This window comes from Chthonobacter rhizosphaerae, from assembly GCF_013839525.1.
Lineage (GTDB): Bacteria > Pseudomonadota > Alphaproteobacteria > Rhizobiales > Pleomorphomonadaceae > Chthonobacter > Chthonobacter rhizosphaerae.
The window spans coordinates 62,866-73,520 of sequence record NZ_JACDIS010000017.1 but is presented as its reverse complement, the minus strand read 5'-3'; the positions used below and the strand labels follow the sequence as shown (position 1 = coordinate 73,520).

The window sequence follows — 10,655 nt, the reverse complement described above, 5'->3', positions numbered from 1 at the left end:
AGCAGGCCAAGGCCAACGGCACCCTCGCCCCGCAGCCCAAGCTGGAGAACGAGAAGCCGCAGCCGATGACCGTCAACTACGACGAGCTCGTCAAGAGCTGGGCCGACGCCAAGTCGAACTGACCTGACGACACGATAACCACCGCGCCAACGGTCCCGCCTGCGTCGAACGCAGGCGGGACTTTCTTTTGGCCGTCACTTCGGCGTGTAGACGAGTTTGCCGTCCTCCGACTTGAAGACCTTGCCGTTGGCCACCAGCGCGAAGCACGCCTCGTCGCTGTCGCCGGCGTTGATGCAGAATTTTCCTTTCTTGATCGCCCACTTCGCGGTGCGCGTCTTGCCGTTCAGGTCGTAGACCATCGACCCGTCAGCCTTGTGGATGGTCGAGCCCCCGACACCGCTCGTGTGCGTCCACGTGAACGGCTTGTCGATGAAGGACGACTTGATCTCATCCGCGCTGAGCCCGGCCGCCATGACGGGCAGCACCGACGTGGCCACGACCACACCGAACGCGACGACAAATAGACGAGTCCTCATAGATCCCCTCCCGCTTTTGCTTCCCGTCAGAATGTAATTTTAACGGATGAGAGAGGCAACCTATGGCGCGTCGCCACAACCCCAGGCACGGTACCCGACCCCGAAACGGATCGCGGATCGGTCCCGCGCGACGGACGCGGCCGAGGCTCCGGAACATCGGCGCAGCCTGTACCGTTGACCTTCCAGAACGCTGAAGCGGCGGAAGACTGGGAGAGTCGCCATGGAAATGCTCGCACGCGGGGGCTATGCGGCGCGGGGCGTGGTCTATGCCATCGTGGGCTATTTCGCCGTGATCGCCGCCATCGGCAGCGGCGAGACGAAAGACACGGAGGATACGCTCTCCGTGGTCCTCGGCGGGCCGTTCGGAACGGTGCTCGTCGGCGTGCTGGCGATCGGCCTTCTCGGCTACGCCATCTGGCGCTTCATCCAGGCGACGGCCGATCCGGATCATTTCGGGACCGACGCCAAGGGTCTCGCCATCCGCGCCGGTTTCCTGATCGCGGCCGTCACCTACGCGGGTCTGGCGGTGACCGCCGCCGGCGCGGCGCTCGGCATGGCGCTCGGCGGTGGCGGTGGCGGAACCGCGGAGATGCAGCGCCAGGCGGTAGGCTTCCTCGGCGGCCGGGTCGTCGCGGGGCTGCTCGCCGCCATCTTCATCGGCGTCGCGATCGCCCATGTGGTGAAGGCGGTGCGCTGCACTTATGAGCGCTACCTCAACGCCGACGCGGAAACGCGCGACCGCATCCGGCCGATCGCCCGCGCGGGGCTGATCGCCCGGGCGGTCGTGTTCCTGGTCATCGGCGGCCTGATGGCGTTGCGCGCCTGGACCGCCAGCGGCACGACCGAACAGCCGCCGACGTTGAAGGACGTGCTGACCACCGTGCAGACCATGCCGGCCGGCACGTGGATCCTCCTCGTCATCGGCATCGGGTTCGTGGCCTTCGCGATCTACAGCTTCGTGGAAGCCGTCTACCGGCGCATCAACGTTGAGACGCCGCCGATCCCGGGCGCCAACGCGGTCCGCAACGCCGCCCGCATGGGCTGAGGCGGGCGACAGTATCGGCCGAACGGGGCCGTCTGTCGAACCGTCGGGGACAAGAGAGGCCACCGCCGCCGACCGCCTTCGGATCCTCCGGGCGCCCCGTCCGTCGCCGGCCCGCTCCCTAGAGCGGAGCGAATCCGGCGAGCAGGCCCGCATAGGGCTTCGCCGGCGGCGGCGCGTAGGTGCCCGTCTTGCTCGTGGAGAGCTTCAGGCCGACGAGCGCCTCCGCCTGCTTGACCGCGGCCGCCACGCCGTCCACCACCGGCAGGCCGTACTGGAGCGAGAGCGCGCGCGCCAGATCCGCCATGCCGGCGCAGCCGAGCACGATCGCCTCCGCCCGATCCTCCACGAGGGCGCGCTCGATCTCGGCGGTAAGCTTGGCGCGGGCGCCGGACGCGGGATCCTCGAGGGCGAGGACGGGCACGTCCGAGGCGCGCACGCGGACGCGCTCGGCATAGCCGTAGCGGCGGACCAGGTCCTCGATCGGCACGATGGAGCGCGACAGGGTGGTGACGATGCTGATCCGCTTGGCGATCTGCCCGGCGGTGACGAGCGCCGCCTCGCAGAGGCCCACGACCGGGATGGCCGCGAAGGCGCGCGCGGCATCGAGGCCGGTGTCGTCGAAACAGGCCACGATCGCGGCGTCCGCGCCGTCGGCGGCCCCCTCCCGGATAGCCCGGATCAGCCCCGGCACGGCGAAAGCCTCGTCGTAATAGCCCTCGATGGAGGCGGGCCCGTCGGCCGCCGTGACGGCGACGATCTCGGTGCCGGGCGCCGCCACGGAGCGGGCCGCATGGGCGGCCGTCTCGGTCATGGTGGCGGTCGTGTTCGGGTTGACGACGAGGATCTTCATGAGGTGTCCGGTTGCGAAGCGTCAGGCGCCGGAGGCCATCAGCCGCCGTCGGTTGATGATCGCGATGGCGATCAGGGCCGTCAGGATGATGGCGAAGGAGAAGGCGGTCGTGACGGTGCCGAGGGCGTAGAGCACCGGCGTCGTCACGTTCGTGGTCATGCCGTAGATCTCCAGCGGCAGGGTGTTGAAGCTGCCGGAGGTCATCAGCGTGCGGGCGAACTCGTCGTAGGAGAGCGTGAAGCCGAACAGGCCGACGCCCACCAGCGGCGGCGTGATCATGGGCAGCACCACATGGGCGAACGTCTGCCAGGGCGAGGCGCCGAGGTCGCGCGCCGCCTCCTCGTAGGCGGGCGAGAAGCGGTTGAACACCGCGAACATGATCAGGAGGCCGAACGGCAGGGTCCAGGTGAGGTGCGCGCCGAAGCCGGACGTGTACCAGGCGGGTCGCAAGCCGGTGACCTGGAAGAGCAGCCCGATCCCGAGCGACACCAGGATGGACGGCACCACGAGACTGGCGATCGTGACGTAGAACAGCGCCGTGGAGCCGACGAACCGCCGGCGGAACGCCAGTCCGCCGAGGAGCGAGACGACCACGGTGGTGATCATCACCATCAGGCCGAGCAGGAAGGAGCGGGTGAAGGACCCGCCGAAGTCGCCCACCGCCTGCGTCTCGAACAGGTTGGCGAACCAGCGGGTGGAGACCCCGTTCATCGGAAAGGTCAACCCGCCGTCCGGCCCCTGGAACGACAGGATCAGGATGGTGGAGAGCGGCCCGTAGAGGAAGAGGACGAACAGCCCGAAGAAGGCCGCGAGCACATAGTGGCCGAAGCCGCGCTTCTCGCTCGTCATGGCTCAGAGCTCCTTGCGGATGTCGACGAGGCGGACGATGCCGGCGACGATCATCAGGACGACCGCGAGCAGCACCACCGCGTTCGCCGCGGCCGCCGGGTACTGCAGCAGCGAGATCTGGTTGGCCATCATCAGCCCGACCGAGGCCGACTGCCCGCCGGACATGAAGCGCACGGTGATGAAGTCGCCCATCACGAGGGTGACGACGAAGATGGACCCGATCGCGATGCCCGGCTTGGCGAGCGGCAGGATCACGTTGGTGAGGATCTGGAAGCCGCTGGCGCCCGCGTCCCGCGCCGCCTCGATCAGCGACCGGTCGATGCGCATCAGCGTATTGAAGATCGGCGTCACCATGAACAGCGTGTAGAGGTGCACCATGGCGAGCACCACGGCGAACTCGGAGAAGAGCAGGAACTCCAGGGGCTGGGGAACGATGCCGGCGTCGACGAGCGCCGTGTTGAGAAGCCCGTTCCGGCCGAGGAAGGGGATCCAGGAGATCATCCGGATGATGTTGGACGTGAGGAAGGGCACCGTGCAGACGAGGAAGAGCACCGTCTGCATCGTGGCCGTCCGCACGTGGAAAGCCAGGAAATAGGCGACCCAGAAGCCTACGAAGAGGGTGATCGCCCACACGATGGCGGTGAACTTCAAGGTGTTGAGATAGGTCTTCCAGGTGACCCAGGAGAGAAGCGTCTCCTCGTAGTTGAAGGTCACGAAGTCCGGGTAGATGCGGATCGAGTCGTAGTCCCAGAAGGACACCATGACGATCACGGCGATCGGGACCACCAGGAAGACGCCGAGGATGAGCGTCAGCGGCAGGGCCTGAAGATAGGGCGCGGCGCGGTGGGCGATGGTCATGGGCGGGGGTCCGGTTGGGATCGGGTGTTGGGGCGGGGAGGCTCTCCCCCCACCCCGGCCCTCCCCCGCAAGGGGGGAGGGAGTACCGCGTGCACGCGCCTGGGCGAGGTCCGCAGCGGCCGGCCATCCCCTCCCCTTGCGGGGGAGGGCCAGGGTGGGGGGTGCCGCCCCGACGCCAGCCGGGCGCACCCCCCTGCCCCATCACGCCGCGATGAACTCGTTCCACTTGCGGACCATGTAGCGGTCCTCGTCCATCACCGAGTTCCAGCACGCGACCGCGCCCATGCGGTCGTAGAAGGAGCCGCCGTCGCGCACCGCGCCGGCCTTCTCCATGACCTTGCCCTCCGGCGAGAGGATGTCCTTCTCGGCGGGCTTGCCTTCCATCCAGAAGGCCCACTCGTAGGGCTCCATGAACTGCTTGGCGGTGTCGAGGCAGGCCGAGTAGTAGCCCTGGCGGTTGAGATAGGCGCCGACCCAGCCGGACATGTACCAGTTGATGTACTCGTAGGCGGCTTCGAGCTCGAGGCCGGTGAGGTGCTTGGCGATGCCGAGGCCGCCGCCCCAGGCGCGGTAGCCCTCTTCCAGCGGCTGGTAGACGCACGGGATGCCCTTGGAGCGCACGGCGGCCACGGCCGGCGACCACATGGACTGGATGATCACCTCGCCCGAAGCCATCAGGTTGACGCTCTCGTCGAAGGACTTCCAGAACGCCCGGAACTGGCCGGCCTTCTTGGTCTCGATCAGGAAGTTGATCGTCGTGTCGATCTCTTCCTTCGTCATGTTGCCCTTGTCGGCATACTTGATGATGCCGGCGCTCTCCGCGATCATCGCGGCGTCCATGATGCCGATGGACGGGATGTTCAGGATCGAGGTCTTGCCCTTGAAGGCCGGATCCAGGATGTCCTTCCAGTTCTTGATCTCGCGGCCCACGAGGTCCGGCCGGATGCCGAGGGTATCGGCATTGTAGATGGTCGGGATCATGGTGAGCCAGTTGGTCGGCTCCTTGGCGAACTCCACCGAGTCCGAGCCGGTCACGAAGCCCACCGTGTGGGGAGCGGTGCCCTGCGCGATGGTGCTCTCAGGGGTCAGCTTGCCGGTCACGAACAGCGGCACCAGCTTGTCGAAATACTTCATCTTCGACACGTCGAGCGGCTGCATGACGCCGGCCGGGAAGACCTTCTTGCAGATCCAGTATTCGATGTCGGCGATGTCGAAGCTGTCCGGCTGGGTCACGGCGCGCTGGGCCACCGCGTCGGAATCGAGCGCCGTCATCTGCAGCGTGAAGCCGAGGTCTTCCTTGCACTTCTCCGCGATGGCGTTGATGTTCGAGACGCCGGTGCCGAACTGGCGCAGCGTCACGTCCTTGATGTTCTGCGCCCAGATGGTCGGGAAGCCCGTGATGGCGCCGGAACCGGCCGCGAGGCCCGCGACGGCGGCGCCGCCCTTCAGCACGCTGCGGCGGGAAACGCCGGAAGTCTTCGTCGTGTCAGTCATGTTCGCTGTCCCCGTTCTGTCCTAACCGGTCGCCGCCCCCCTTCGGGCCGCCGACACTCCACAACCGTCCGGGCCGCCCCTTGGCGCGGCGCCGGTCCCATCCGGGCGGCCCCGGCGGGGCCGCCCCAGTCTCAGCCCGGCCCGAGCAGGTGCACGTGCTCCCGCGACCAGCCCAGCGGCACCGCGTCGCCGAGGGCGAGCGGCGCGCGGAAGTAATCCGCCTCGTCCATCGAGACCGCGAAGTCGTCGACGCCGGGCACGCTGAACGCCACCTGCACGGTCGAGCCGCGGTATTCCACGTTGGAGACGAGCCCGGTGAAGCCGTGCCCGGCCTCAGGCGCGCCCACGCGCACCTTGTCGGTCCGCACCGCGATGGCGATCGGGGCGCCGGCCGCGACGCCCGGGCCGGCGGGCGCGGAAAGGCTGGCGCCTCCCGAAAGGTCGAACCGCGCGGTGTCGCCGTCGACGGTCGCGACCCGGCCCTCGATCACGTTGTGATCGCCGAGGAAGCGGGCCACGAAGGGCGTCGCCGGCCGGTTGAACAGGTCCCGCGGATGGGCCGCCTGCTCGATCCGGCCGCCGTTCATCACCACCGCCAGGTCGGCGAGGGCCATCGCCTCCTCCTGGCTGTGGGTCACGTGGATGAAGGTGATGCCGAGGCTGGCCTGCAGCCGCTTCAGTTCCGCCCGCATCCGGATCTTCAGGAAGGGATCGAGCGCCGACAGCGGCTCGTCGAGGAGCAGCGCCTGGGGGTCGGTGATGAGCGCCCGGGCGAGCGCCACCCGCTGCTGCTGGCCGCCGGAAAGCTGGGCGGGCCGTCGGCTCGCATAGGGGGTCATCTCCATGAGGCCGAGCATGGCGAGCGCCTTCTCGCGGCGTTCCGCCTTCGGCACTCCCTTCATCTTCAACGAAAAGGCCACGTTGTCGACGAGGTCCAGGTGCGGGAAGAGCGCATAGGATTGAAACATCATGGCGGTGCCGCGCCGGGCCGGCGGCAGATCGTTAACCACCGTGTTGCCGAGCAGGATGTCGCCCTCCGACACGCTCTCGTGTCCGGCGATCATCCTCAGCGTGGAGGTCTTGCCGCAGCCGGACGGGCCGAGCAGGCAGCAGTAGGTGCCGGCCTTGATCTTCAGGCTGATCCGGTCCACCGCGACGGTGGTCCCGTAGCGCTTGGTGACTGCGGCAAGTTCGATGTTGGCGGCCTTCGGCATGCACGCTCCTCGTGTCCGCCGTCTCGTCAGCAACGGCCGTGCCAATCGGCAGCAGAACTGCCAAGCCGTTGATTTCGCTGTGCCAGAAGCTAAGACCCGCGTCCGCGGCCAATCGGCGGTGCGACCACCGCCCAGATTTCAGGCGGCATAAGGTCAATTTCGCCGCAGATTGTATACAAACTTGCGTCTTCTTTGCTCTCCGATTGGGCTTGGCGCAGGCTTGCCCAGTCGTTATCCCTTGAGAACGTCGACACCGGCCGTTCGCGCCGGACGCCGAGGGCCCGGACCGGGCCGAGAGCGTCCGGACCGGCAGCCATGGGTCGATCGTCGCGCAAGGAGTGGCCGGACGGAGCCATGGACGACATCCAGGACGGGGCGACCCGGACGAGGGCCGGCGACCGCGCCTCGGCGATCCGCGAGGCCCTGCACGACGCCATCGTGGACCGCCGCCTCGTTCCGGGCACCAAGCTCGTCGAGGACGAGATCGGCGCCCTGTTCAAGGCCAGCCGGACGGTGGTGCGGACGGCGCTCCAGGGCCTCGCGTTCGACGGCGTCGTGACGATCGAACGCAACCGCGGCGCCTCCGTGTCGAAGCCCAGCCCCGAGGAGGCGCGCCAGGTCTTCCACGCCCGCCGGCTGGTGGAGCCCGGGCTCGCCGCCGCGGCCGCCGAGCGGGCGACCGCGGCGGACATCGCCCTCCTGGAGGCGCACTTGGCGGAGGAGGCCCAGACGAGCGCCACGCGCGGGCCGAGCGCCCGCCGGGCCGAAATTCGGGCGTCCGGCGACCTGCACCTGAAGATCGCGGCGGTCGCCGGCAACGATCTCCTCACCCGCTTCCTGAAGGAACTCGTGTCCCGCTCGTCGCTCGTGATCGCGCTCTACGGGCGCACCACCGTGTCAAGCTGCGGACGAGACGAGCACCGCGCCATCGTGGACGCCATGAGGCGGCGCGACGCCCGGACGGCGGCCGACCTGATGCGCCACCACATCGACCATATCGAGGCCGATCTGGACTACCGCGCCGGCGATGACGTGAGCCTGCGCGACATCGTCTTCGACGGCGACCTCTGACCCCCTCCCGCATGCCCGGGAACACCCGCCGGGCGCCGCTCATTTCCTTGAAAGGGATGGGCGGGCAAGGGAGATAAGCCGATGAGACACTCGATCCTATCCGCCGCGCTCGCCGCAGCCGTCCTGACGTCGGCGGGATCGGCGGCCATCGCGCAGGCGACACCGGAAACCGATCCGCCGGCCGTCGGCACCGACCAGGATACGATCCAGACGCCGCCGGAGCGGGTCTGCACCGACGAGGCGACCGGCGCGCCGGAGCCCTGCGACACGCTGAGCGAACAGCTCGACGCCACCGGCGGCGTCATCGCGCCGCCCCCCGGCATCGACCCGGAGATCACCGCGCCTGCCCCGGACCCGATGCCGGGCACCACGCCGGTCATCCCGCCGTCGGCCGTACCGACGGACCCGCAGAGCGAAGGCCCCGTCGTCCCGAAGTGATCGAGGCCGGCTCGGTGCCGTCGCGATGATCCGGCTCCGCAATCATGCGTATAATATGATGATAATGCGATCCCTACATCCGAACGGTCGGCTCTGCAGACCGGCGGCCAGGGAGGACAGAGGGATGAACGTCACCCGGGACGACATCGTCGGCATGTCGGATTTCACCGACGAGGAGATCGCCGCGATCGCCGAGCACGAGGACATCTCCGACTCGGCGGCCGCGATCCTCGGTCAGTATCTCCTGGACGAGGAACATGACCCGAACGCCATCCGGGCCATGATCAAGGACGACATCCGCGCCGCGCTCGACCGCGGCGACCGGGCCCATGCGGCGGCGCTGTTCGCCGCCCTCCATCACTTCGTAGCCACCCACCACGTGGCGAAGAAGTGATCCTCCGCCGGCCGATCCGCAAGGACGGGCCGGCGGTTGTCATTGGGGCGGCCTGTGCCGCCGCATGGTCCTGAGGACGAGACGGCCGTGGGGACGACCTGTTGCGGCAGGAGCTCGCCGGATCCGTCCTGCGTGTCCTCCGCGCGCCTTGTGCCGGACCGAGGCGCAGGTCCCGCTCAAGCAACCTCCCCGGGGCTGACGCGTTGTGAGCGGACGGCCGGACCGCGCCGTCCGGAGATCCATCGATCATGGCGGCCTTGGACTGGATCACGCGCGGAGCCTTCGGCCTTGCGAGCCTGATGCTGATGGCGCTCGCCGCGGGCCTCGTGGCCTTCGCCGTCGGCGGCGTCTACACGGCCGTCACCAGCGACGGACGCGACGTGGCCACGTCGCTTCTCGACGCGGTCGGCTACACGATCATCGCCGTCGCGGTGTTCGACGTCGGCAAGTACATCCTGGAGGAGGAAACGGTCCGCGCCCGCGAACTGCGCCATGCCAGCGAGGCGCGGCGCAGCCTGACCAAGTTCCTCTCCACCATCGCGATCGCGGTCTTCCTGGAAGGCATCGTGGCGGTCTTCACGGCATCGAAGACCGAGGTGTCGACGATGATCTATCCCACCTTTCTGCTCCTCACGGGCGTCGCGCTGATCGTCGGTCTCGGCGTCTTCGTCCGTCTGAGCGCGGCGGCGGAGCAGGACATCGGCGGCGCCAAGGGCGAGGCGCGCGACGAGGCGGAGTTCGCCGCCGCTGAACGGGCCCGCGACGAGCGTCTGGGCAAGACCTGACGGGTCGAGCCCTATCGAGGCTCTTGAACGGACCGGCTCCGATCCCGATCTCAGGATCAAGGGGCGGCCGTCGCAAGCGGTCAGGGCGACCGGTCGGCGCGCGCGGCGTCGGTCGGGCCAGTGGTCCGCGCGAAGAGGCCCGCTCCGTCGTCATGACCATCCATACATCCGAGATCGAACTGCACCCCGTCTATGCCATGCCGCCCGTCACCCGCGACGCGGAGGGTCGGCTTCGCCGCGTGGGCGTGGAGGTGGAGTTCGGCCGCCTGTCCGCCGCCGGGGCCGCCGAGGCGCTGAAGGCCGATCTCGGCGGCGCGATCGTCGAGGAGGACGCCCACGCGTTCCGGCTCGTCGGCTCGGCGGTCGGGGACCTCCTCGTCGAGCTCGACCTGCGGATCACCCATCCGGCCCGCCACGAGGGCACACCCCAGGGCCGGCTGTCGCCGACCGTCGCGCGGCTGGTCGGCAATCTGGCGTCGCTGGTGGTGCCGCGCGAGCTGGTGGCCTCGCCGCGCCCCTTCGCGGACCTCGCCGACATCGACCGCGCGGTCGGCAGCCTCGCCCGGGCTGGCGCGGCGCCTGTCGGCCCGGCCTCGTTCGGGCTCCACTTCAACGTGGACCCGCCGAAGGTGGACACCGACACCGCCCTCTCCTTCCTGCGCGCCTTCCTGATCCTCTCCGAGCCCCTGCGGGCGTCCGCGGGACCGGCCGGCCGATTCGACCCGCGGCCGGCGTTTCCGGACGCCTATGCGGCCTTGGTGCTCGACCCCGCCTATCGGCCGGACACCGCCGGCTTCATCGCCGACTACATCCGCCACAACCCCACGAGGCGGCGCGATCTCGATCTCCTGCCCCTCCTCCTGGTGTTCGACGAGGCGCGGGTCCGGTCCGCCCTGCCGAACGAGAAGATAGGCCGCCGGCCGGTTCTGCACTACCGGCTGCCGGCGGCGGCGGTCGGGGAGCCCGGCTGGTCGATCGCTCCGGCCTGGAACCGGTGGGTGGCGGTGGAGCGGCTCGCCACGGACCCTGACCAGATGGCGCGCGCCCTCGCCCACGACCCCGTCCGGCTGGCCCTCGCGCGGGGCCTGTCGGGGTCCTGACCTTTCTCCCCGCGGCCGGAT

Annotated in this window: 12 protein-coding genes; 6 read left to right on the top strand and 6 right to left on the bottom strand. The window is 69.1% G+C overall.

The genetic code is table 11. The features are described from left to right. Positions 1-194 precede the first annotated feature (194 nt). On the bottom strand, positions 195-497 hold the full coding sequence (locus HND91_RS20880) for a hypothetical protein (RefSeq protein WP_181708540.1): 303 nt from the start codon (positions 495-497) through the stop codon (positions 195-197). A gap of 259 nt (positions 498-756) precedes the next feature. On the opposite strand from HND91_RS20880, the gene HND91_RS20875 reads away from it, so the two are divergent. Further along, positions 757-1,581 carry a DUF1206 domain-containing protein gene (locus HND91_RS20875; RefSeq protein ID WP_181708539.1) on the top strand — a complete coding sequence of 275 codons (825 nt, stop codon included), beginning with the start codon at positions 757-759 and terminating at the stop codon, positions 1,579-1,581. A 118-nt stretch (positions 1,582-1,699) separates the two neighbouring features. Here HND91_RS20875 and HND91_RS20870 read toward each other — a convergent pair whose 3' ends face one another. The 5 genes from HND91_RS20870 to HND91_RS20850 all read right to left on the bottom strand — a co-directional run bounded on the left by HND91_RS20870 (position 1,700) and on the right by HND91_RS20850 (position 6,846). Then, the gene (locus HND91_RS20870; protein WP_181708538.1) at positions 1,700-2,431 is read right to left on the bottom strand and encodes an aspartate/glutamate racemase family protein; all 732 of its coding nucleotides are present in this window, start codon (positions 2,429-2,431) and stop codon (positions 1,700-1,702) included. Between the two features lie 21 nt (positions 2,432-2,452). Beyond that, positions 2,453-3,280, bottom strand: coding sequence for an ABC transporter permease (locus HND91_RS20865; protein WP_181708537.1), 828 nt, complete (start codon positions 3,278-3,280; stop codon positions 2,453-2,455). Positions 3,281-3,283: 3 nt separating this feature from the next. Then, positions 3,284-4,138, bottom strand: coding sequence for an ABC transporter permease (locus HND91_RS20860; protein WP_181708536.1), 855 nt, complete (start codon positions 4,136-4,138; stop codon positions 3,284-3,286). 201 nt (positions 4,139-4,339) lie between these two features. Next, the gene (locus HND91_RS20855) at positions 4,340-5,632 is read right to left on the bottom strand and encodes an ABC transporter substrate-binding protein (protein ID WP_181708535.1); all 1,293 of its coding nucleotides are present in this window, start codon (positions 5,630-5,632) and stop codon (positions 4,340-4,342) included. A 131-nt stretch (positions 5,633-5,763) separates the two neighbouring features. Then, positions 5,764-6,846, bottom strand: a complete 1,083-nt coding sequence (locus HND91_RS20850; protein ID WP_181708534.1) for an ABC transporter ATP-binding protein — start codon at positions 6,844-6,846, stop codon at positions 5,764-5,766. Positions 6,847-7,200: 354 nt separating this feature from the next. Between HND91_RS20850 and HND91_RS20845 the strand changes: the two genes are divergently transcribed. The 5 genes from HND91_RS20845 to HND91_RS20825 all read left to right on the top strand — a co-directional run bounded on the left by HND91_RS20845 (position 7,201) and on the right by HND91_RS20825 (position 10,634). Continuing rightward, positions 7,201-7,917, top strand: coding sequence for a GntR family transcriptional regulator (locus HND91_RS20845; RefSeq protein WP_181708547.1), 717 nt, complete (start codon positions 7,201-7,203; stop codon positions 7,915-7,917). An 81-nt stretch (positions 7,918-7,998) separates the two neighbouring features. Further along, a complete protein-coding gene (locus HND91_RS20840) occupies positions 7,999-8,355 on the top strand; it encodes a hypothetical protein (protein WP_181708533.1) in 357 nt (118 codons plus the stop codon). A 124-nt stretch (positions 8,356-8,479) separates the two neighbouring features. Then, on the top strand, positions 8,480-8,749 hold the full coding sequence (locus HND91_RS20835; RefSeq protein WP_181708532.1) for a hypothetical protein: 270 nt from the start codon (positions 8,480-8,482) through the stop codon (positions 8,747-8,749). A 248-nt stretch (positions 8,750-8,997) separates the two neighbouring features. After that, positions 8,998-9,534 (top strand): GNAT family acetyltransferase, encoded by a 537-nt coding sequence (locus HND91_RS20830; protein WP_181708531.1) that lies wholly within the window; start codon positions 8,998-9,000, stop codon positions 9,532-9,534. A gap of 152 nt (positions 9,535-9,686) precedes the next feature. After that, positions 9,687-10,634, top strand: coding sequence for an amidoligase family protein (locus tag HND91_RS20825; protein WP_181708530.1), 948 nt, complete (start codon positions 9,687-9,689; stop codon positions 10,632-10,634). The last annotated feature ends 21 nt before the right edge of the window (positions 10,635-10,655 follow it).